Origin of the sequence: Pseudomonas sp. BP01, from assembly GCF_022760795.1 — a bacterium.
Classification (GTDB): domain Bacteria; phylum Pseudomonadota; class Gammaproteobacteria; order Pseudomonadales; family Pseudomonadaceae; genus Aquipseudomonas; species Aquipseudomonas putida_Q.
Genome location: NZ_JAFBKA010000017.1, coordinates 94,197 through 116,277, shown reverse-complemented (window position 1 = coordinate 116,277; position 22,081 = coordinate 94,197). Strand labels below are relative to the sequence as shown.

Annotated in this window: 18 protein-coding genes and 1 pseudogene; 12 read left to right on the top strand and 7 right to left on the bottom strand. The window is 62.9% G+C overall.

Features of this window, described 5'->3' with window-relative positions; genetic code table 11:
• Positions 1-8: 8 nt before the first annotated feature.
• The 3 genes and pseudogenes from JOY50_RS29300 to JOY50_RS16915 all read right to left on the bottom strand — a co-directional run bounded on the left by JOY50_RS29300 (position 9) and on the right by JOY50_RS16915 (position 3,302).
• Positions 9-554, bottom strand: coding sequence for a fimbria/pilus outer membrane usher protein (locus JOY50_RS29300; RefSeq protein ID WP_405045990.1), 546 nt, complete (start codon positions 552-554; stop codon positions 9-11).
• 119 nt (positions 555-673) lie between these two features.
• Positions 674-2,140, bottom strand: a pseudogene (locus JOY50_RS16920) (fimbria/pilus outer membrane usher protein); the annotation flags it as partial.
• A 370-nt stretch (positions 2,141-2,510) separates the two neighbouring features.
• A complete protein-coding gene (locus JOY50_RS16915; RefSeq protein WP_243055557.1) occupies positions 2,511-3,302 on the bottom strand; it encodes a hypothetical protein in 792 nt (263 codons plus the stop codon).
• A 391-nt stretch (positions 3,303-3,693) separates the two neighbouring features.
• On the opposite strand from JOY50_RS16915, the gene JOY50_RS16910 reads away from it, so the two are divergent.
• A complete protein-coding gene (locus tag JOY50_RS16910; RefSeq protein WP_243055556.1) occupies positions 3,694-5,199 on the top strand; it encodes a hypothetical protein in 1,506 nt (501 codons plus the stop codon).
• Positions 5,200-5,207: 8 nt separating this feature from the next.
• Here JOY50_RS16910 and JOY50_RS16905 read toward each other — a convergent pair whose 3' ends face one another.
• Together JOY50_RS16905 and JOY50_RS16900 are read right to left on the bottom strand one after the other, a co-directional pair.
• Entirely contained in the window at positions 5,208-5,618 is a 411-nt protein-coding gene (locus JOY50_RS16905) for a PA2817 family protein (protein WP_016715121.1), read from the bottom strand.
• A 161-nt stretch (positions 5,619-5,779) separates the two neighbouring features.
• The gene (locus tag JOY50_RS16900) at positions 5,780-8,227 is read right to left on the bottom strand and encodes an acyl-CoA dehydrogenase (protein WP_138736923.1); all 2,448 of its coding nucleotides are present in this window, start codon (positions 8,225-8,227) and stop codon (positions 5,780-5,782) included.
• Between the two features lie 268 nt (positions 8,228-8,495).
• On the opposite strand from JOY50_RS16900, the gene JOY50_RS16895 reads away from it, so the two are divergent.
• The 3 genes from JOY50_RS16895 to JOY50_RS16885 all read left to right on the top strand — a co-directional run bounded on the left by JOY50_RS16895 (position 8,496) and on the right by JOY50_RS16885 (position 10,961).
• Complete coding sequence (locus JOY50_RS16895) at positions 8,496-9,119, top strand: glutathione S-transferase (protein ID WP_132846966.1); 624 nt, start codon at positions 8,496-8,498, stop codon at positions 9,117-9,119.
• Between the two features lie 133 nt (positions 9,120-9,252).
• Positions 9,253-10,185 (top strand): ABC transporter ATP-binding protein, encoded by a 933-nt coding sequence (locus JOY50_RS16890; protein ID WP_016500911.1) that lies wholly within the window; start codon positions 9,253-9,255, stop codon positions 10,183-10,185.
• The gene (locus JOY50_RS16885) at positions 10,182-10,961 is read left to right on the top strand and encodes an ABC transporter permease (RefSeq protein WP_016500910.1); all 780 of its coding nucleotides are present in this window, start codon (positions 10,182-10,184) and stop codon (positions 10,959-10,961) included. Before JOY50_RS16890 ends, JOY50_RS16885 begins: the two co-directional genes overlap by 4 nt.
• Here JOY50_RS16885 and JOY50_RS16880 read toward each other — a convergent pair.
• Positions 10,845-11,483, bottom strand: a complete 639-nt coding sequence (locus JOY50_RS16880; protein WP_132846967.1) for a DUF2062 domain-containing protein — start codon at positions 11,481-11,483, stop codon at positions 10,845-10,847. The genes JOY50_RS16885 and JOY50_RS16880 overlap by 117 nt on opposite strands.
• A 142-nt stretch (positions 11,484-11,625) precedes the next feature.
• Here JOY50_RS16880 and JOY50_RS16875 point away from each other — a divergent pair, with 142 nt between their 5' ends.
• The 8 genes from JOY50_RS16875 to murB all read left to right on the top strand — a co-directional run bounded on the left by JOY50_RS16875 (position 11,626) and on the right by murB (position 18,482).
• The gene (locus JOY50_RS16875) at positions 11,626-13,839 is read left to right on the top strand and encodes a DNA internalization-related competence protein ComEC/Rec2 (RefSeq protein ID WP_243055555.1); all 2,214 of its coding nucleotides are present in this window, start codon (positions 11,626-11,628) and stop codon (positions 13,837-13,839) included.
• A 104-nt stretch (positions 13,840-13,943) separates the two neighbouring features.
• Positions 13,944-14,579 (top strand): MotA/TolQ/ExbB proton channel family protein, encoded by a 636-nt coding sequence (locus JOY50_RS16870; RefSeq protein ID WP_243055554.1) that lies wholly within the window; start codon positions 13,944-13,946, stop codon positions 14,577-14,579.
• On the top strand, positions 14,576-15,010 hold the full coding sequence (locus JOY50_RS16865; protein WP_012271149.1) for a biopolymer transporter ExbD: 435 nt from the start codon (positions 14,576-14,578) through the stop codon (positions 15,008-15,010). The genes JOY50_RS16870 and JOY50_RS16865 overlap by 4 nt, the downstream gene beginning before the upstream one ends.
• Positions 15,010-16,011, top strand: coding sequence for a tetraacyldisaccharide 4'-kinase (lpxK, locus tag JOY50_RS16860; protein WP_243055553.1), 1,002 nt, complete (start codon positions 15,010-15,012; stop codon positions 16,009-16,011). Before JOY50_RS16865 ends, lpxK begins: the two co-directional genes overlap by 1 nt.
• A gap of 44 nt (positions 16,012-16,055) precedes the next feature.
• On the top strand, positions 16,056-16,241 hold the full coding sequence (locus JOY50_RS16855; RefSeq protein ID WP_003247142.1) for a Trm112 family protein: 186 nt from the start codon (positions 16,056-16,058) through the stop codon (positions 16,239-16,241).
• Positions 16,238-17,002 carry a 3-deoxy-manno-octulosonate cytidylyltransferase gene (kdsB, locus tag JOY50_RS16850; RefSeq protein WP_132846970.1) on the top strand — a complete coding sequence of 255 codons (765 nt, stop codon included), beginning with the start codon at positions 16,238-16,240 and terminating at the stop codon, positions 17,000-17,002. The genes JOY50_RS16855 and kdsB overlap by 4 nt, the downstream gene beginning before the upstream one ends.
• Entirely contained in the window at positions 17,002-17,466 is a 465-nt protein-coding gene (locus JOY50_RS16845; protein ID WP_028614017.1) for a low molecular weight protein-tyrosine-phosphatase, read from the top strand. Before kdsB ends, JOY50_RS16845 begins: the two co-directional genes overlap by 1 nt.
• Positions 17,463-18,482: a UDP-N-acetylmuramate dehydrogenase gene (murB, locus tag JOY50_RS16840; protein ID WP_243055552.1), complete on the top strand. Its 1,020-nt coding sequence runs from the start codon at positions 17,463-17,465 to the stop codon at positions 18,480-18,482. The genes JOY50_RS16845 and murB overlap by 4 nt, the downstream gene beginning before the upstream one ends.
• Positions 18,483-18,575: 93 nt before the next feature.
• On the opposite strand, the gene rne is transcribed toward murB, so the two are convergent.
• On the bottom strand, positions 18,576-21,833 hold the full coding sequence (gene rne, locus JOY50_RS16835) for a ribonuclease E (RefSeq protein ID WP_192904211.1): 3,258 nt from the start codon (positions 21,831-21,833) through the stop codon (positions 18,576-18,578).
• Between the last annotated feature and the right edge of the window lie 248 nt (positions 21,834-22,081).

Sequence of the window (22,081 nt, the reverse complement as noted above, 5' to 3'; positions counted from 1 at the left end):
GTTTCCTGTCATGGCGTTGTGCAGCGCAGGGTCTGCATGCGGTAACCCTGGTCTTCCTGCATGGTTGAAGGGTCGATCGGCAGTTGGCACTGTTGCTGAGCCTGCTCGCCCCAGGTGGCCAGCAATGTCTGTGGATGGGCGTCGGTCGCCACCAGCGCCTGTCCGGCCTGCCCGACGATCGCCAGGTGTTCGCCTTGCTGGGTGCTGACCCGGGTGCCGAAGGGCAAAGGGCTGCCGTCGGGGTGTTGCAGGGTCAGGATCAGGCGGCTCACATGGCGCGCCTTGAACTCGGCCATGACCACTGCGCCTCGGCGCGGCACCACCTGGGTGGTGCCGTTTTCTATCTCCACGTCCGGCCCCAGTTCGTCGGTCTGCAGCGCAACCTGATTTACCCGGTAGGGGCGCATGTGCGGGGCCAGCAAGTAACCACCGTCACTGGTTTTAGCGCCTGGCGCGTTGTCCACACCCACCCCGGCAATATCGGGTACGTGAACCAGCGCATTGGTGTCGCCCAGGTAAGAGCCGAGCACAATGCCGCCAGCGTGGGCAAGCACAGCCCCGCTGGCGTTGACCGATACGTTGCGGTAGTTGCTGCCTTCGGTATACGCCCGTCGTTGTCCAGCGACTGCGAGGCATAAAGGTTGATGCTGACGCGGCGATATTGCGTATTGAACTGAAACTGGTACTGGCGCCGCTGCAGGCTGGTGTTCCAGTAATCATCCTGGGAAAAGGTCAGGCTCAGCGAGCTGCTGCCGAAGTTCTGGTAGACCGAGCTTTCCAGGCGGCTGCGGCGGTTGCCCCGGTAGCTGCTGGAAGCATTGCGCTGCTGCACGGCCTCCTCGAACTCGCGATAGCCTTCGGTGGAGTAGCGGTAGCCAGCAAAGCGCAGGCTGGTGCCGGTCTGGAACGACTTGCCGTAACGCATAGAGTAACTTTGCCCTTGCACCTGGCCCTGTTCGCCCAGGTCTGTGCGGGCTTGGGTGGCATCGAGGGACACCGCGCCAAGTTCGCCGAAATCCTTCGCGGCACCCAGGGTGGCGGCATTGTAGTACTCACTGCCCAGCAAACCACCGTACAGGGTCGTGCTCCAGCTACCGCCACGCGCCAAGGTGGCCTGCCACAAAGTGGGGTCGTCCAGGTCATCAGCACCGTCGTAGCGCCCGGCGGCGATGTTGTAGCGCCATACCCCGTCACGCAACAGATTGCTCAGTGTGGAATAGGGCTGGATGAACCGGCGCACCTGGCCGTCCGCCTCGGTCAGGACGATTTCCAGGTCACCGCTGCTGCCGCCGATGCCCAGGTCGTTGATTTCATAGGGCCCTGGAGCCACGTAGGTCGAGTAGATCGGATAGCCGTTCTGCAGCACCTCGAGTTTGGCGCGGGTTTGCGCTACGCCACGGATCACCGGGGCATAGCTCTGCATCACATCGGGTAGCATGTCCATATCGGTTGCCAGCTGGACGCCTTTGAAGGGCACGCTGCGAAACACGTCGCCATTGGTGAAGGTTTCACCCACGGTTGCAGTGCCCCATTTGCCTGGCAGGTCATGCTGGGCGTAGGTATTGATGTGGGTCCAGCGCCGCTCCTGTTGCCCATCATCGCGCCAGCTCTGGCTGCTGCGCAGGCGCCAGCCGCCCACATTCAGCCCGCTGTTCAGGTACAGGTCCTGGCTGCTGCGCGAAGCGCCAGCGTTGCCGCTGTAGTGTTGCGCCGAGGCCTGGTAATTGACGAAGGCTGCGGTGATGCCCGAATCCCAGCGCTCTGGCGCGACACTGCCGGCAACGTCGCGGCGCAGGGCGATCTGTGGAATCGACAGCGCCAGTTGCAACTTGCCCGGGTCCAGTTCGACGGCGGCATGGGGTATCAGGTCGGGCAGGTTGACGCATTGGTCATCGCTAGGCAGTGGCGTGTCCAGTGCCTCTTCGCGCAGGCCAAGTTCGCGCAGTAGCGCAGCGCTCAGGCAAGGCTCCAACCCTTTACCGTCGGTGCGTTCGCGAAAATCGATTTCACGGCGGCCCGCCGCAGCCAGGTTGACCAGCACTTCGACCTGATAACGCCCCGGGGCCAGCGATGTTTGCGCGGCCAGCGAGCGCAGGGCCGAGGCGCTTGCGTCAGTCGACTGCCCGGGCGCAATACGCATGAAGTTCGGGTTGAATTGCAGCAGTTGCTCATCGGCGAGTGCGGCGGGCGCGGCAATTAACAGCAATAGGCCGCAACGGGTTGCTCGCCACTCAAGAGATGAGCGGACACTCCCCAATAACTGCCGACGCAGGTAAATAAATCGCATGGATGGGCACCTTTTTCGCGCCGCTTGTGAACGAGAGCGTGGGGCTTTAGCCCACCTCTACAAGTATCGATTTGTCAGCGGCAAATTTGACGCGATAATACGGCTACCACAGGAACTCCGATGTAGGAAAAATCGTATTTTAGAGTGGAAAAAAACTACAGAAATGTTTTCCAATGTCGTGATAGAGGCGGTCCGTCCTGGACCGCCTTCGGGTTATGCACCGTTAAATTCCAGGTGGCCGGTAGTCTGGCAGGAACATACCTGATTCATACTTGACAATGCCATCCACCACTCTGCGCCCCCACCCTGCGATCCCTGCTGCGGGCGTCCATTCAGCCAAAGTAGGTGAAGGGGGTGTAACGGTTAACGTTGTTGCACCTTCAGTGATAACTTCATTAGCCGCAACGATTCTAGGTGCGGCGTTTTTGTCGGGTTTGAATATAGGGTTTCTTATGTTGTTTCTATCGCCTGTCAATGGAATCGAATCCAGACTGTCCAGTTCAGAAAACTTTGTCTGCCCGTTGCCGGTTGTGAACTTGCGGACGTAGTTATTGAATCGACGGCTCGGTAAGTTGGAAGTGGGCCCGAAGATGGAGCGCGGCTGAGTTAAATCAATGTTTTTTGTAACAGAGCCAACCACATCATCCGTTTGTGTCGCCACACTGCGAGTGGCTACTTCACTGGTCGCTGTTTTAACCGTCATGAAGCGGCTCAGGGTGCGGCTATGCAGTTGGTCGTCCGAACGCCACGCCAGTTCCAGCGCATGGGTGAGCGTTGTGCCGTCGGTACGCGTCAGGGTCTGGGTGCGTGATGTTTGCCTGCCCAGGTCATCGTAGTACTGCTTGCACACTACCTGCTGCTGATTGGCAGCGTCCTCGGTCTCGGTGCTGTGCAGTCGCCCTGCCGAGTCATAGCTGAAGGTCGCCAGCAAGTCGCCCTGGCGTGTCGTTTCCAGCCTGCCCAGCGTGTCATAGGTATGCGAAACGCTTTCGCCGTCGCTGGTGGTGATGCGCAATGGCAGGCCTTGCAGAGAGTGGCTGTAGTCGCAGCTGTAATGCTCGCCGGTGATGCTGTCGTCCCATACCGCCTGTTCCAGGTAGCCCTGGTCGGTGTAGAGGTAGCTGCGGGTACCCTGCGCATTGGTGGCATCGTTGATTGCCGCCGTCAGCGGATGGTAGTCGAAGGTGGCTTACCGATAACAAACATCCCGGGACTAACATGTCTGCGGTACAACATTCACCCGCTGTTCGATTCTACAGGGCGCATTGAGCAGGCCAATTTTGAATGCACAGCAAGGAGCATGGCAGGCAGTAAAGGGGGTGTCTACTGGCAAAAATGTCAGTTGAACGCTCTGTGCATTTGACGCTTTATGTACAGCGTAACCAATCCTACATGGGGATTACGAAATGAGCATTGAGAATACCGAAAGTACTGCGAATCACGAAACCGCCGTGGTCGTCACGCTCTGGAGCAGGATAGAGGATCTTAACAGTCTGTGGCGTACTATCCCTCCCTCTGTTCAGTCAATGTACCTTCCCGAGCAACTGGCCGACGGTGTATGGGAAACCAAATTGACCCGATTTGATAAGATCGAGTTGATTCGTACGGGTGTTCGTAGGAGCGAGGCTTACATATATCGACGCGATGAGACTCTGGTACGTGTGCTGACGAGCGCAGGCATTGAGGCGAAACAGATCGTGACGGTTAATGGTGTACAGCCGCTCACGGGTAAACTCAGGGTCTCCGTGGAACATGAAAAAAGTTGGCTTCGTTACAATGCGGCGACCGGCGGTGATCTCACACTCGAGTGGGCCGGGTCGGCCTCTTATGCCTTTTATGATCCTGGTTATACCGTAACCCCTCCGGGCTACGAAGCGTACTTCGAACAAGTCAAAAAACTCGCCATCGGTTTTTTTCCGCCCGTGAACAATGAGCTTCTTCAGCAACTGTATATCTACGTAACAGTATTTGAATCAACGGAATGGCCAGTGCACTTTTCGGTCAGCCGGCAACCTCTTGTCTATGCGGATATTGTGCCCGCTTCGTACGAGGCCAGCGGCAATGAGGCGCAATCTAAGAGCTACGTGACCGCGCTGTTTCCTTCTTCCTATTTCCCGGAAGCGGCTGCTGGCCGCCAACCCGCGGAAGCGCAGTGGCTACAGCAACTGGTCGCGCCTCGCTGGCTGACCAGAGTGGTCGGTGGCGAAAGAGATGCAGGAGGTTGGATTACTCATTATGGAACCGGCACCCTTGCCGTTGAAGACGATCCCGCGCCGAGCGTGATTGCCAATGTCGATTCCCTCTCTCCTCTGGCACGGATTGTTTCGGCGGGCGCTACCAAGGAGCGGCTGGAGTTTGTCGGCACGCCTGTGAGCGGAGCCACCTGGACTTTGGCTGGCGAAGCCCGCGGGCGTCTCGAGAAAGAAGGCAACGATTACTTCTATGTGCCCCCCTTGGTGCTTGCACCGGCAGCGTCATTCAACACCTCCAGCGACATGGTGATTGCTGCCGCTTATCGAACCAGTATCGATGGGCTTCCGCTGGCCGTCGATGCAGTGCAGGCCGCTAACGCCTCACAGCGCGCCACGGCAACGTTTGTGACCACGTTCGTGAAGCCCACCCACTTCATAAGGTTTTCCAGTGCTTCAGGTAATCTGCAACTGAACCTGTGCTGGATGACCAGAACCGGCGAGAAGCAGGTGCCGGCCAACATGGTCAAGTGGCACGTATTGGCGGGCAACGGTGCGGTATCCGCACAGGGCGTGTTCAGCCCAGCATCGCGTAGTCCGAGTGCCGTCACAATACTGATGGCGGAGGATTTGCAGGATAGAACTGAGTGGCGCTTCGGCGTGATCATCGTCCCGCTACCGTTGTTCACGGTCCCTGACCTGCTGCGCTTGCAACAGGTCTGAACTGGGGCTCAGTGCTGGCGATCACCCTGATTAGCGCTGAGCAGCTGTTTTTCCTGGTTCCAGTCGAACGGCTCGTCATCCTGCTCGGCGGCAAACCGGCGCTCTTCGAGTTCCTGATAGAGGTCGAGTTCGTCATCGGGCATGAAGTGCAGACAATCGCCACCGAAGAACCACAGCAGGTCACGTGGCACCAGGTGGACGATCTGTGGATAACGTTGAATCACCTGGCAGAGCAGGTCCTGACCGAGGTACTGACTTTCCAATGGCGCTTGTGGCAACAGCGTGAGCAGTTCGTCAAAGCGTTCGAGAAACAGCGCGTGGTTTTCTTCCGGTACTTGCTCTGCTTCACCTAGGGCCACCAGGATGGTACGCAGGTGGTGCAGCAGGTGCAGGTGGTATTCCAGGTGGGCGTTGGCCATGGAAGGGTCCTCGGGGTAGCTGAAAACGGCCGCGGAGTATACGCCTGATTCGTCGCTGAGGGCAGCAAGGGGCGCCTGTCGGGTGACAGGCTGCGCCCTGGCGGCGGATCGATTGTCCAAAGGTGGCGGCCCTTGGTCAGTCCGCCACCGGGGAGCGGTTTTCAGCGAACCTTGCCTTCCTCAATGAGCAGAGCCTCCTTATCGAAGGCATCGACGTCAATTACCGCTCGCCGCGCTTTCTCGGCTGCGTGCAAGCGCTCACCTTGGCCAGCTTGCAGCACCCCGGCCGCTACGCCGGCGTCGATCTGCGACTGGCCAGGGGCTGGCTGCAGTTTGCCGTCCTTGATTGCCTGACGCAGCAGCGTGTGCAGTGGCGTCGTCTCGTCCAAGAGGTCGCTGGCGCGTTGCAGTGCCGCAACTGGATCACCGTCGGCCTGAGGCCGGTAGCAGCCCGCCAGTAATTCTTCGAGCGCCGGATCACCCTTGTGACGCCCAATCAACTCGGCCACCTCCGCGTCCAGTTCGTCGCTCGGCCCGGTATGTTGGCGCCCGAACGGGAACACCAACAGCCGTAGTGCGCAGCCGACGAAGCGGTTGGGGAAGTTGTCAAGCAGACGATCCAGAGCTTTTTCTGCCTGGCCCAGGCTTTCTTCCATGGCCCAGCGCAGCAGGGGTTGCATGTATTCGGGTGAACCAAGGTCGTGGTAACGCTTGAGCCCGGCGCTGGACAGGTACAGGTAGCTCAGGACATCACCCAGCCGGGCGCTCAGCCGTTCGCGCCGCTTGAGCGCGCCGCCCAGCAGCATCATCGACAGGTCGGCGAGCAGGGCAAAGGCTGCGGCCTGGCGGTTCAAGGCGCGGAAGTAGCCCTGGCTCAAGGCATCGCCCGGCGCCCGCTCGAAATGACCCAGGCCAATGCCCAGAACAAAGGTGCTGGCCGCGTTGCTGACGGCGAACGAGATGTGCTTGAGCAGCAGATCATCGAACGTCCTCAGCCCCTGCTCACGGTCTTCGTGCCCAGCCGCGGCCATTTCCTTGAGGACGAACGGATGGCAGCGGATGGCGCCCTGGCCAAAGATCATCAGATTGCGCGAGAGAATGTTCGCGCCTTCGACGGTGATGAAGATCGGTGCACCCTGCCAGTTGCGGCCCAGATAGTTGTTCGGGCCCATGATGATGCCCTTGCCGCCGTGCACGTCCATGGCGTGCTGGATACATTCACGGCCGCGCTCGGTCAGGTGGTACTTGAGGATTGCCGACAGCACCGAAGGCTTTTCGCCCAGGTCCACGGCCTTGGCAGTCAGCAGGCGAGCGCTGTCCATCAGCCAGGCGTTGCCGCCGATGCGTGCCAGCGACTCCTGGATACCTTCGAAGGCGGCCAGCGGCACGTTGAACTGCTCGCGTATGTTGGCGTACTGGCCGGTCACAAGGCTGGTGTACTTGGCAGCGCCAGTGCCCACGGCGGGCAGTGAAATGGAACGGCCTACCGACAGGCAGTTCATCAGCATCATCCAGCCCTTGCCCAGCATGGCCTGCCCGCCGATCAGGAAGTCCAGCGGCACGAACACGTCCTTGCCGCTGTTGGGGCCGTTCATGAAGGCCGCGCCCAGCGGCAGGTGGCGTTTGCCGATTTCGACACCGGGGGTGTCGGTGGGGATCAGCGCCAGGCTGATGCCCAGTTCTTCCTCTTCGCCCAGCAGGTGGTCAGGGTCGTAGGCCTTGAAGGCCAGGCCCAGTAAGGTCGCGACCGGGCCCAGGGTGATGTAGCGTTTTTCCCAGTTCAGGCGCAGGCCCAGCACTTCTTCGCCATTCCACTGGCCCTTGCAGATGATGCCGGTGTCGGGCATGGCGCCGGCGTCGGAGCCGGCCAGCGGGCCGGTCAGGGCGAAGCAGGGGATCTCGTCGCCGCGGGCCAGGCGTGGCAGGTAGTGGTTGCGTTGTTCATCGGTGCCGTAATGCAGCAGCAGTTCAGCCGGGCCCAAAGAGTTAGGCACCATTACGGTGGAAGCCAGGTCACCGCTGCGTGTGGCCAGTTTCATCGCAACCTGCGAATGGGCGTAGGCAGAGAAGCCTTTGCCGCCGTATTCCTTGGGAATGATCAGCGCAAAGAAGCCATGCTGCTTGATGTGATCCCAGGCTTCGGGCGGCAGATCCAGGTCCTGGCCGATCTGCCAGTCGCTGACCATGGCACACAGGTCTTCCGTGGGGCCGTCGATGAAGGCCTGTTCTTCTTCGGTCAGCTTCGGTGCCGGGTAGGCCAGCAAGGTGCGCCAGTCGGGGCGACCGCTGAACAGTTCGCCATCCCACCACACTGTGCCTGCATCGATTGCTTCGCGCTCGGTTTGCGACATGGGCGGCAGGGTGCGCTGGAACCAGCTGAACACCGGGCCGGTAAACACCTTGCGGCGCCATTCAGGGAGTGCCACCAGGGCGATCTTGAGGGCCAGGACGATCCAGATCAGGGCCAGCAACCAGCCGGGCGCACTGCTGAAAATGCCCATGAGCAGCACATAGGCCGCCATGATGCCGAGAATCTGCAAGGGCGCCAGGCGCCGGTGCGTGAGGTACGCCGCGCCGATCACCAGCACCACCAACCACAACAGCAACATAATCGGTCCTCCTTGGAACCAGGGGGCTTGAGCCGTCCCAGACAGCTTAGACGCAATGCTGTGAACGGCAGCTTCAGAACAGTGACAGGGTGTGGCAGCGGGAGTTTCAGTTCATTTGTTCGTCTGTACCGGCCTCTTCGCGGGTAAACCCGCTCCTACAGGTCGGTGGTGATCCCTGTGGGAGCGGGTTTACCCGCGAAGAGGCCGGTACAGGCGGCGAGGGTCTGGAGTAGACTGCACCACCACCGCATTTCATAAGGACGTTGCCATGCTGAAGATCTGGGGCCGCAAGAACTCGAGTAATGTGCGAAAGGCGCTATGGATGGCCCATGAGCTGGGCCTGGATTTCGAGTCCATCGACGCCGGCGGCGCCTTCGGCGTGGTCAACGAGCCGCACTACCGCGCCCGTAACCCCAACGGCCTGGTCCCCATGCTCGAAGACGGCGACTTGACCCTGTGGGAGTCCAACACCATCGTCCGCTACCTGTGCGCCGAGTACGGCGCAGAGCAGGGCTGGTACCTGGAAGACCCGCGCCAACGCGCCCTGGCCGACAAATGGATGGACTGGACCACCTCGTCCTTCGCCACTCCCTTCCGCCCGCTGTTCTGGGGCTTGCTGCGCACCCCGGAAGACCAGCGCGACTGGGTGGCGATCAATGCCGCCCACAAGCAGTGCGCCCAATTGCTGGCCATTGCCGATGAGACCTTGGCCAAACAGCCCTACCTGTCTGGTGACCAGATCGGCATGGGCGACATCCCACTGGGTAGCTTCATCTATGCCTGGTTCGAAATGCCCATCGAACGCCCGGCCATGTACAACCTGGAAGCCTGGTATGAACGCCTGAAGCAACGCCCGGCCTACCAGGCCGCGGTGATGACCGCGCTCACTTGAACCTGCTTCGATAGTCATTATCAATAGATGTGACTGTACTTGTGCGGCCTGGCCTTGCACCATTGGCCGCACTCACTGCGCCAGTGACTTTACCTGGCGTGTCCTGCACCTTTTTTTCGGTAAATGACCCGCTATGAGTTCCGCCCTGTCCATCCGACAGCTGACCAAGACCTACGGCAACGGCTTCCAGGCCCTTAAAGGCATCGACCTCGATGTTGCCGAAGGCGACTTCTTCGCCTTGCTCGGCCCCAACGGCGCCGGCAAATCCACCACCATCGGCATTCTCTCCACCCTGGTGAACAAGACCAGTGGCACGGTGAACGTGTTCGGCCATGACCTGGACCGTGAGCCCTCGGCACTCAAGCGCTGCCTGGGCGTGGTGCCGCAGGAATTCAACTTCAACCAGTTCGAGAAAACCTTCGACATCGTCGTGACCCAGGCCGGTTACTACGGCATCCCGCCGAAGCTTGCCAAGGAGCGCGCCGAGCAGTACCTGACCCAGCTGGGCCTGTGGGACAAGCGTGATGTGCAGTCGCGTTCGTTGTCTGGCGGCATGAAGCGCCGTTTGATGATTGCCCGCGCGCTGATCCACGAGCCGCGCCTGCTGATCCTCGACGAGCCCACCGCAGGTGTGGACATCGAATTGCGCCGCTCGATGTGGAGCTTTCTCACCGAGCTGAATCAGAAGGGCATCACCATCATCCTCACCACCCACTACCTGGAAGAGGCTGAGCAGCTGTGCCGCAACATCGGCATCATCGACCACGGCACCATCGTCGAGAACACCAGCATGCGCCAGTTGCTGGGCAAGCTGCATGTGGAAACCTTTGTGCTCGACATCAAGCAGGACCTGGCCAGTGCGCCGGTGCTGCAAGGCTACCCGTGCCGGCTGCTGACCCCGCACACCCTTGAGGTGCAGGTGGACAAGGACATCGGCATCACCGCGCTGTTTGGCCAGCTGGCGCTGCAGAACATCGAGGTGCAGAGCCTGCGCAACAAGACCAACCGACTCGAGGAGCTGTTTGTGTCCCTGGTGGAAAAAAACCTGTCGAAGGTGGCCGTATGAGTGTGGAACTGCGCACCAACTGGGTCGCCCTGAACACCATCGTCTACCGCGAAGTGCGGCGCTTCTTGCGCATCTGGCCGCAGACGTTGTTGCCGCCTGCGATCACCATGGTTTTGTACTTTGTCATCTTCGGTAACCTGATCGGCCGACAGATTGGCGACATGGGTGGCTTCACCTACATGCAGTACATCGTGCCGGGGCTGATCATGATGTCGGTGATCACCAACTCCTACGGCAACGTGGTGTCGAGCTTCTTCGGCAGCAAGTTCCAGCGCTCGATCGAAGAACTGATGGTGTCACCGGTGTCACCGCACACCATTCTTGTCGGCTATGTGCTGGGCGGCGTGCTGCGCGGTTTGGCGGTGGGGGTGATCGTAACCATCCTGTCGATGTTCTTCACCGACCTGCAGGTGCACCACCTGGGTGTGACCGTGGTCGTGGTACTGCTGACGGCCACCATCTTCTCGCTGCTGGGCTTCGTCAACGCCGTGTTTGCACGCAATTTCGACGATATCTCGATCATCCCCACCTTTGTGCTGACGCCGCTGACCTACCTGGGCGGGGTGTTCTATTCGATCAACCTGTTGCCGCCGTTCTGGCAGACCGTGTCGCTGGCCAACCCGGTGCTGCACATGGTCAACTCGTTCCGCTACGGCATCCTAGGGGTGTCGGATATCAGCATTGGCACGGCGATCACCTTCATGCTGGTCGCCACTGCGGTGCTCTACACGTTGTGCATCCGCCTGCTGGTCAGCGGCCGCGGCATGCGTGCATGAGCCCTGTTGTGAACATCTGAGCTTGCGCCGGCGCCACTGCCGGCCAATCCACCAGCGCCAGTACAGCAGGGTGGTGAAGTAGGCGGCAATGCCCAGCACCACCCCGCACACCACCGACCCCAAAAGGAACGGCTGCCACACGGTGGCAAGCTGGTCGGTGATCCAGTCGAAGGTCAGTTCGTCGGGCAATGTGCGCGGCGGCACCTGCATCAGCCAGGCGCCGGTCATGTAGGTGACGAAGAACACCGGCGGCATGGTCAGCGGGTTGGTCAGCCACACTAGGCTGACCGCGATCGGCAAGTTGCCACGTACCGGGATTGCCAGCGCCGCCGCCAGCAGCATCTGCATGGGGATGGGAATCAACGCCGCGAACAGGCCCACGCCCATGGCCCGTGCCACCGAATGGCGGTTCAGGTGCCAGAGGTTGGGGTCGTGCAGCAGCTTGCCGAAAAAGCGTAAGGACTTGTGTTCCCGAATGCTGGTCGGGTCCGGCATGTAGCGTTTGAAAAGTCGGCGCGGCATGTAGGCTCCCGGAGCGTTGATCCGGGCAGTATGCCCTTAATCCTGCGCTGTCTCGTTTAGAGTTTGTGACAATTGTTGAGCAAGCTTTGTCGGCAATTGAGCTATGCCTCAGGGGGTGATTTACCTTCTGGAGCTCTACCTCATGCGCACAGGGATGTTTGCGCTCGCGCTCGGGCTGCTGTGCCTGGGCTTTCTCCCCGTATTGCCATCGGTCGGATGGCTGCTAGCGCTTGCTGCGTGCGCTGTCGTCACTCTGTTTACCCGCGTTTGGCCGTTGGGCTGTTTTTTGCTGGGCCTGTGTTGGGCATGTTGGTCTGCTCAGCAGGCCCTGGATGATCGCCTGGCCGCTAGCCTGGATGGCCGCACCTTGTGGCTGGAGGGGCGGGTGGTCGGTTTGCCGGCCCGCACGGCGCAAGGCGTGCGCTTTGAGCTGGAGGCGGCACGCTCGCGGCGGGCCGAACTGCCGCAACGGTTGCAACTGAGCTGGTTCGACGGGCCGCCGCTGCGGGCCGGTGAGCAGTGGCGGCTGGCCGTGACCTTGCAGCGCCCGGCCGGGCTGCTCAACCCACATGGGCCCGACCGTGAGGCGCAGCTGCTGGCGCGGCGGGTGGGCGCCACCGGTACGGTAAAGGCTGGGCAGCTGCTGGCGCCGGTAACCGGTGGTTGGCGCGATGTGCTGCGCCAGCGCTTGCTGGCGGTTGAAGCCAATGGCCGGCAGGCAGCGTTGGTGGCACTGGTGCTTGGCGACGGCACAGGCCTGGCCCGGGAGGACTGGCAGATGTTGCAGGCCACCGGCACGGTGCACCTGCTGGTGATCTCTGGCCAGCATATCGGCCTGGTGGCCGGTTTGCTGTACGGCCTGGTCGCCGGACTGGCGCGTTGGGGGCTGTGGCCCGCTCGGTTACCGTGGCTGCCCTGGGCGTGTGGCCTGGCCATGGCGGCGGCGCTGGCCTACGGCTGGCTGGCCGGTGCCGGTGTGCCGGTGCAGCGCGCCTGCCTGATGCTGGCGGTAGTGTTGCTCTGGCGCCTGCGCTTTCGCCACCTCGGTGCAATGCTGCCGCTGTTGCTGGCGGTGGTCGCGGTGCTGCTGGTCGAACCGCTCGCGGCGCTGCTGCCTGGGTTCTGGCTGTCATTTACGGCCGTGGCCACGCTCATTTTTTGCTTCAGTGCCCGGCTAGGGGGCTGGCGGCCCTGGCAAGCCTGGACACGCGCCCAATGGGTGATCGCCATCGGCTTGTTGCCGGTGTTGTTGGCCACGGGTTTGCCGGTGAGCCTGAGCGCGCCGCTGGCCAATCTTGTCGCAGTGCCTTGGGTGAGCCTGGCGGTGCTGCCTTTGGCACTGCTAGGTACGTTGCTGCTGCCACTGGGCGGGGTGGGGGAGGCGCTGCTATGGCTGGCGGGTGGCCTGTTGGACGGGCTGTTCCGGCTGCTGGCGCTGGTGGCGCAGCAGCGCCCGGCGTGGGTGGCGCCGGCTCTGCCATTGTGGGCCTGGCTGCTGGTATTGCTGGGTGCGCTGCTGGTGCTGCTGCCCCGCGGCGTGCCTTTGCGCGGGTTGGGTGGGGTCATGTTACTGGCGCTGTGGGTGCCCAGGGAGCCAGTGCCGTTCGGCCAGGTCGAGGTCTGGCAGCTGGATGTCGGCCAGGGGCTGGCGGTGCTGTTGCGTACTCGGCACCACAACCTGTTGTACGACGCCGGGCCGGCCAGGGGCGAAAGCGACCTGGGGGAGCGGGTGGTGCTGCCGACTTTGCGCAAGCTGGGGGTGGGCAGCCTTGATCTGATGGTGATCAGCCATGCGCATGCCGACCATGCGGGCGGTGCTGCGGCCATACAGCCTGGTCTGCCGGTCAGGCGGCTGATCGGCGGGGAGGCGCTGGAAGAAGTGCCATTGCAGCCTTGTACCAGTGGCGAACAATGGGACTGGGATGGCGTGCGCTTTTCGCTGTGGCGCTGGGCGGCAGGGCAGAGCAGCAATGACCGTTCCTGTGTGCTGTTGGTAGAGGCCCAGGGCGAGCGCTTGCTGCTGGCGGGGGATATGGAAGCTGCTGCCGAACGGGCCTGGCTGGCGGCCCATGAAACGCCGCGTATCGACTGGTTGCAGGCACCGCACCATGGCAGCCGCAGTTCGTCCACCGAGGCGTTCATCCGGGCTACTGCGCCGCGTGGGGTATTGATTTCGCGAGGGCGCAACAACAGCTTCGGGCACCCGCATGTTCAGGTGATGGAGCGTTATCAGCGGCATGGGCTGGCGGTGCATGACACGGCGGTGGAGGGGGCGTTGCGGTTGGTGTTGGGGCGGCAGGGAGAGGTTGAGGGTATGAGGGGGCAGCGGCGGTTTTGGCGGGTTCGAGCGGAGTGAGGGGGAGGCAGGCAGGTGCATACGCCAATTCCCTGACCTCCGGCAGATGAGCCCTCGGCGCGCCTATGGTAGAGTGGCGGCCTTTTTGCGAAGGGGCGTTTACTGTGTGGGAATTGGTCAAGTCCGGTGGTTGGATGATGCTGCCGATCATTCTGAGTTCCATCGCTGCCATGGCTATCGTCATCGAACGCCTGTGGACCCTGCGCGCCAGTCGCGTCACCCCGCCGCACCTGATGGGCCAGGTGTGGATGTGGATCAAGGACAAGCAACTGACCAGTGACAAGCTCAAGGCCTTGCGCGCAGATTCGCCATTGGGCGAAATCCTTGCGGCAGGCCTGGCCAACTCGCGCCATGGCCGCGAAATCATGAAAGAGTGCATCGAGGAAGCCGCCTCGCGCGTCATTCACGAACTGGAGCGGTACATCAGCACGCTCGGCACCATCGCCGCCATGGCGCCGCTGCTGGGCCTGCTGGGCACCGTGCTGGGCATGATCGACATCTTCAGCGCCTTCATGGGCTCGCAGATGACTGCCAATGCGTCCGTGCTGGCTGGTGGTATCTCCAAGGCCCTGGTCACCACTGCGGCCGGCCTGATGGTCGGTATCCCGGCAGTGTTCTTCCACCGCTTCCTGTTACGTCGCATCGATGAGCTGGTGGTGGGCATGGAGCAAGAGGCGATCAAACTGGTGGAAGTGATCCAGGGCGACCGTGAAGTGGAAGTGGCCGGAGGCAAGGCGTGAAGTTCCGGCGCAATCGCCAGCGGGAGAACGTCGACATCAACCTGGCGTCGTTGATCGACGTGGTGTTCGTCCTGCTGCTGTTCTTCGTGGTCACCACCACCTTCACCCGCGAGACCCAGCTGCGCGTCGAGCTGCCCGAAGCTGCCAGCGCCGAACAGGCGCCGGCCGATCAGGGCAAGCTGGTGGAAATCACCATCAGCGCCGAAGGCGTGTATTCGGTGAACAACCACCTGCTGCCCAAGAGCGACCTGGCCACCTTGAGCGAGGCCATCGAGCGTGAGTCGGGCGGTGACAACAAGCTGCCGCTGGCCATCAGCGCCGACGGCAAGACCCCGCACCAGGCTGTGGTCACCGCAATGGACGCCGCCGGCAAGCTCGGTTTCAGCCAGTTGCGCATGACCACCGTCGAGGCGGCCCAGGGCACGCCTTGATGGCCTTCGCCGACCGTTTGCTCGCCGCCTGGTACGCCGGGCACCCCGCCCTGGCGCTATTGCGCCCGCTGGAGGCGTTGTACCGTCGCGTGGTCACGCGCAAGCGGGCACGTTTTCTCAGTGGTGAGAGTGCCAGCTACCGGGCGCCAGTGCCGGTTGTCGTGGTGGGCAACATCACCGTGGGCGGCACCGGCAAGACGCCGATGATCCTCTGGCTGATCGAACACTGCCGCCAGCAGGGGCTGAAGGTGGGCGTGGTCAGCCGTGGCTATGGTGCCAAGCCGCCACAGCTGCCTTGGCGGGTTCAGGCCGACCAGCCGGCCGATCAGGCTGGCGACGAACCGCTGCTGATCGTGCAGCGTACCGGTGTGCCGCTGATGATCGACCCTGACCGCTCCCGCGCCGTGCAGGCGTTGCTGGCCAGCGAACCGCTTGACCTGATCCTGTGCGACGACGGCATGCAGCACTATCGCCTGGCGCGCGACCTGGAACTGGTGTTGATTGATGCCGCCCGGGGCCTGGGCAATGGCCGCTGCCTGCCGGCCGGCCCTTTGCGCGAGCCGGCCGAACGCCTGCAAGGCGCTGACGCGGTGCTGTTCAACGGTGCCAGTGCCGACCGCGCCGATGGTTTTGGTTTTTGCCTGCAACCTTCCGCGCTGGTCAACCTGCGCAGCGGCCAGCGTCGAGCCCTCGACCATTTCCCAGCAGGCCAGCGCCTGCACGCGGTGGCCGGTATCGGCAACCCGCAACGTTTCTTCAATACCCTGCTGGGGCTAAACTGGCAGCCGGTGCCGCATCCCTTCGCCGACCATGCACAGTTCAGCGCCCGTAACCTGGCCTTCAGCCCGCCGCTGCCGCTGGTGATGACCGAGAAGGATGCGGTGAAATGCCGGGCCTTCGCCGCTGACGACTGGTGGTACCTGGCCGTCGAGGCGCAGCCCACCCCGGCTTTCAGCACCTGGTTCGACAACCAGCTGCAACGCCTGCTGCGCAAGCCCTGAGCCCGTTTTCAATTTCCGGCCACCTGGCCTAAAGGAAGCCTCCAATGGACACCAAACTGCTCGATATCCTGGCCTGCCCGATCACCAAGGGCCCGCTTAAGCTCAGTGCCGACAAGACCGAGCTGATCAGCAAGGGCGCCGGCCTGGCCTACCCGATCCGCGACGGCATCCCGGTCATGCTGGAAAGCGAGGCGCGCACCCTGACCGACGACGAGCGTCTGGACAAATGAGCCTGGACTTCACTGTGGTGATCCCCGCCCGGCTGCGCTCCACGCGGCTGCCAGGCAAGCCGCTGCTGGCAATTGCCGGCAAGCCGATGGTGCAGCATGTGTGGGAGCAGGCGCGCAAAAGTGCTGCCAGCCGTGTGGTCATCGCCACCGACGATACCAGTATCCTCGAGGTCTGCCAGGCGTTCGGCGCCGAAGTGCTGATGACCCGCGCCGACCATGAGTCAGGCACCGACCGCCTGGCCGAAGTGGCTGCGCATCTGGGCTTGCCGGCTGATGCCATCGTGGTCAACGTGCAGGGCGACGAGCCGCTGATCCCGCCGGTGATCATCGACCAGGTGGCGGCCAACCTGGCTGCGCATCCAGAGGCCGGCATCGCTACCTTGGCCGAGCCGATCCATGAGCCGGAAACCGTGTTCAACCCCAATGCGGTCAAGGTGGTGAGCGACAAGAGCGGCCTGGCCCTGACGTTCAGCCGTGCGCCGCTGCCTTGGGCCCGCGATGGCTTTGCCAAGGACCGCAACGTGCTGCCGGAATGCGTGCCGTATCGCCGCCACATCGGCATGTACGCCTACCGCGTCGGCTTCCTGCATGACTTCGTCGGTTGGGGCCCATGCTGGCTTGAACAGACCGAAGCGCTGGAGCAACTACGTGCCTTGTGGCACGGCGTGCGCATTCACGTCGAGGACGCCATCGAGGCGCCGGCCGTGGGCGTTGATACCCCTGAAGACCTTGAGCGCGTGCGGCGCTTGCTGGAGGCTTGATGCGCGTCCTGTTCGTCTGCCTGGGCAACATCTGCCGCTCGCCCACCGCCGAAGGCGTGCTGCGCCATCAATTGCAGGCTGCCGGGCTTGCCGACCGGGTGCATGTGGCTTCTGCCGGCACCGGCGACTGGCATGTCGGCAAGGCGCCAGACAGCCGCACCTGCAAGGCGGCGCTGGCGCGCGGTTACGACCTGTCGCCCCAGCGTGCCCAGCAGGTCAAGGCGGCGCATTTTGCCGACTATGACCTTATCCTGGCCATGGACGAGAGCAACCTGCGCGATCTGCGCGCCCTGCGCCCGCACACCGCCGTGAGCGAACTCGACCTGTTCCTGCGCCGCTATGGCGCAGAGCTGGATGAAGTGCCCGACCCTTACTACGGTGGCGCCGACGGCTTCGAGCAGGTGCTCGACCTGGTCGAGGCGGCGTGCCAGGCACTGGTGCTGGAAATCAAGGGGCGGCTATGACAGGGCCGTGGCAGGAGCAGGTATCGCTCAAACCGTACAACACCTTCGGCATCGACGTGAAGGCGCGTTTTTTCAGCCAGGCGCACGATGATCAGCAGGTGCGCCTGGCGCTGGGTCAGGCGCAGCAGCAAGGGGTGCCGGTGCTGGTGATCGGTGGCGGCAGCAACCTGTTGCTGACCCGCGATATTGATGCGCTGGTGCTGCACATGGCCAGCCGTGGCCGCCGCGTGCTCAGCGACGATGGTGAGCACATCGTGGTCGAGGCCGAGGCCGGTGAACCGTGGCATGGATTTGTGCAGTGGACACTGGCGCAGGGCTATTGCGGGCTGGAAAACCTCAGCCTGATCCCCGGCACCGTGGGCGCCGCGCCGATGCAGAACGTGGGCGCCTACGGGGTAGAGATCAAGGACGTGTTTGCCGGCCTGACTGCCCTGGACCGTGAGACTGGCGAATTGCATGACTTCGGTTTGGCAGAATGTGCCTTCGGTTATCGCGACAGCCTGTTCAAGCGCAACCCAGGGCGCTGGCTGATCCTGCGCGTGCGTTTTGCCTTGAGCCGCACCCTGCAGGCCCACCTGGACTATGGTCCGGTGCGTCAGCGCCTTGCGGAGCAGGGCGTAACCGCACCGACCGCGCAGGCGATCAGCGATGCCATTTGCAGCATTCGCCGCGAAAAACTGCCAGACCCGCTGGAACTGGGCAATGCCGGAAGCTTTTTCAAGAACCCGGTGGTGTCGGCTGAGCAGTTCGAGCGTATTCGTGCGAACTACCCGGCCGTGGTGGCTTATCCTCAGGCCGGTGGCCAGGCGAAGCTGGCGGCGGGTTGGCTGATCGAGCAGGCGGGGTGGAAGGGCCATCGTGACGGTGATGCGGGTGTGCACCGCTTGCAGTCGCTGGTGCTGGTCAACTACGGCCAGGCGAGCGGGGCGCAGATGCATGCGCTGGCGCGGCAGATCCAGGCGGATATCCTGGAGCGGTTTGGGGTGGAGCTGGAGATGGAGCCTAACCTCTACTGAGGCGATGCAGATGCCGCTCCTACAATAAGCGTCAAGCCAAGAAAAAGCCCCGCCAGTTCGCACTGGCGGGGCTTTTTCATTCAGCCTTGGCTATCAACCGTGATGAGGTTTGTGCTCATCGGCGGCTTCCAGGGCGGGCTCCTCGGAGGTTGCAGCAGCTTGCTGCGCAGCTTTGGCGGCGGCCTCGGCCTCACGCTTGCGGCGGCGCACTTCACGCGGGTCGTTCGGCGCGCGGCCGTTGGCCAGGATGACAGTCGCAGGCTCTACCTCAACCGGGGCTTCAACCTGCGCAGGCTCGACTACTACTGGTGCAGGCTCTGCTACCACTTCTGGCTGGGCTTGGACAACCGGTGCTGGCTGCTCGGCGACCGGAGCGGTATCAGCCGCAGCCGGAGCCTGTTCGATTTCACCTGCTTCGACGGCAGGCGCTTCAACAGGTGCCTCGGCGACGATCGAAGGTTGCGCAGCAGGCACTTCTTCAGCCACTGGCTGCGGAGCGACTTCGACCACTGGCTCGGCAGTTGCCTCGGCCACGACTACCGGCTGGCTGACAGGCTGCTCGACCACTGGGGCCGCGGCCACTTCTTCAGCCTTGGCGACGGCTTCGACCTGCTCGGCCTTTTCAGCTTGCTCGACCGGCTGGGCGGCTTCGCTGTTGTCGGTCTCTGCAACGGTGGCGACGTCGGCGGTGGCACGCTCGGCTTGCTGGTTGGCCTGGGCTTCGGCGTCGGCGCTGATATTGCTGCTGGCGACAGCGGCAGTCACGGCCAGGCCTGCGGCCAGTTCGGCACCCAGCTCAGTGGCCTGGTGCTGTTGTGGCTGCTCTTCGCTGCCTTCGTCCTCTTCGCCACCGTCGATCAGCTCGCCATTGGCGTTGCGCTGGCGCTCACGACGGTTGCTGCGACGACGCTGACCACGGGAGCGGCGGCGCGGGCGCTCGCCATCGGTGCCTTCCTGATCGTCTTGCAGCGACTCTTCGTTCGGCAGTTGCTCTTCGGCCAGTTCGGCAGCCTGCTCGGCCGCTTCTTCAGCTACACGTGGCTGGCGCTCTTCGCGAGGTGGGCGCGGGGCACGTTCTTCGCGCGGAGCGCGCTCTTCACGAGGTGCGCGTTCTTCACGTGGGGCGCGCTCTTCACGCGGAGCACGTTCTTCGCGAGGTGTGCGCTCTTCACGTGGGGCACGTTCTTCGCGAGGTGCGCGCTCTTCACGTGGAGCACGTTCTTCGCGGGCTACGCGCTCTTCGCGTGGCTGACGCTCTTCGCGTTCGGCTGGCGGGGTGGCATCCAGCGGCTCGCGCAGCTCACGCACGCGCTCTTCGCCGCGGTTGCTGCGGCGGTCTTCGCGAGGCTGGCGTGGGGCGCGTTCTTCACGTGGTGCACGCTCCTCGCGCGGGGCGCGTTCTTCACGTGGTGCACGCTCTTCGCGAGGGGCGCGTTCTTCACGTGGCGCACGCTCCTCGCGCGGCTGGCGTTCTTCGCGCGGGGCACGTTCTTCACGCGGCTTGCGCTCTTCGTCACGGCGGCCGTTACGGTTGCGGGTCTGCTGACGGCCGTTGCGGCGCTCTTCGTTGCGCGGGCTGCGCTCGGCAGCTGGCTTTTCGGCGACGACCGGCGCAGCAGCAGGTTCGTCCTTGCCGGCGAACAGGCTCACCAGCGACTTCACCAGGCCTTTGAACAGGCTTGGCTCCGGGGCGCTCGGGGCAGGGGCGGCCGGGGCGACAGGCTGTGGCTCTTCAGCAACCGGTACTGGCGCGTTGGTACGGGGCGGTGCGGTCTTGACCGCCGCTTCCTGGCGAACCAGGGTGCGGGTGGCGGCCTGCTGTGGTGCCTCTTCGGTCTCGGTGGCGGCGATCTCGTAGCTGGACTGGTTGTTCAGCACTTCCGGGTTGTCGTCGCGCAGGCGCTGGACTTCGAAGTGCGGGGTTTCCAGGTGATCGTTCGGCAGGATGATGATGCGTGCACGGGTGCGCAGTTCGATCTTGGTAATCGAGTTGCGTTTCTCGTTGAGCAGGAACGCGGCCACCGGGATTGGCACTTGTGCACGGACTTCGGCGGTGCGGTCCTTCAGGGCTTCTTCTTCGATCAGGCGCAAAATGGCCAGCGACAGCGACTCGACGTCACGGATGATGCCGGTGCCGGAGCAGCGTGGGCAGACGATGCCGCTGCTTTCGCCCAGCGACGGGCGCAGGCGCTGACGGGACATTTCCAGCAGGCCGAAGCGCGAAATGCGGCCAACCTGAACGCGGGCGCGGTCAGCTTCCAGGCACTCGCGTACGCGTTCTTCCACGGCACGCTGGTTTTTCGCCGGGGTCATGTCGATGAAGTCGATGACGATCAGGCCGCCGATGTCACGCAGGCGCAGCTGGCGGGCGATTTCCTCGGCCGCTTCCAGGTTGGTCTGCAGGGCGGTTTCTTCGATGTCGCTGCCTTTGGTGGCGCGCGCCGAGTTGATGTCGATGGACACCAGGGCTTCGGTCGGGTCGATCACGATCGAACCACCGGACGGCAGGTCGACCACGCGCTGGAAGGCGGTTTCGATCTGGCTTTCGATCTGGAAACGGTTGAACAGCGGTACGCTGTCTTCGTACAGCTTTACCTTGCTGGCGTACTGCGGCATTACCTGGCGGATGAAGGTCAGGGCTTCTTCCTGGGCATCGATGCTGTCGATCAGCACTTCGCCGATGTCCTGGCGCAGGTAGTCACGGATAGCGCGGATGATGACGTTGCTTTCCTGGTAGATCAGGAAGGGCGCAGCGCGGTCCAGGGACGCTTCCTTGATGGCGGTCCACAGCTGCAGCAGGTAGTCGAGGTCCCACTGCATTTCTTCGCTGCTGCGGCCAAGGCCGGCAGTGCGCACGATCAAACCCATGTCGCCCGGCACGGTCAGGCCGTTCAGGGCTTCGCGCAGTTCGTTGCGCTCTTCGCCTTCGATGCGGCGGGAGATGCCGCCAGCACGCGGGTTGTTAGGCATCAGCACCAGGTAGCGGCCGGCCAGGCTGATGAAGGTGGTGAGGGCGGCGCCTTTGTTGCCGCGCTCTTCCTTCTCGACCTGGACAATGACTTCCTGGCCTTCGCTGAGCACTTCCTTGATGTTCACCCGGCCTTCGGGGGCTTTCTTGAAGTATTCGCGGGAGATTTCTTTCAGCGGCAGGAAGCCGTGACGTTCGGAACCGAAGTCGACGAAGGCGGCTTCGAGGCTAGGTTCGATGCGGGTGATCTTGCCTTTGTAGATGTTGGCCTTTTTCTGCTCTCGCGCACCAGACTCGATGTCCAGGTCGTAGAGACGTTGGCCGTCCACCAGGGCTACACGCAACTCTTCGGGTTGAGTTGCGTTAATCAGCATTCTTTTCATGTTGTACCGTCGGTTTCCGGGCTGCCGGAAACGGCGTTCGGCACACACGACGTCTCATGGTCGGTGCCAAGGTGCGCAAAGGGTGGCCGGGCCACCCCCGTGTCGAGCGACGTTCGGCACCAGCCGGTTGCCCAGCCTGCCGTTGTCGCGACGACGCGTCCTGTTTGCTGCGGTGCCAACAAGGCCCCGGTGGCTTCGAATGGAGATCGAATCAACCAAGCGGGCCTTGTGCACTCAGTCAGGAGGAG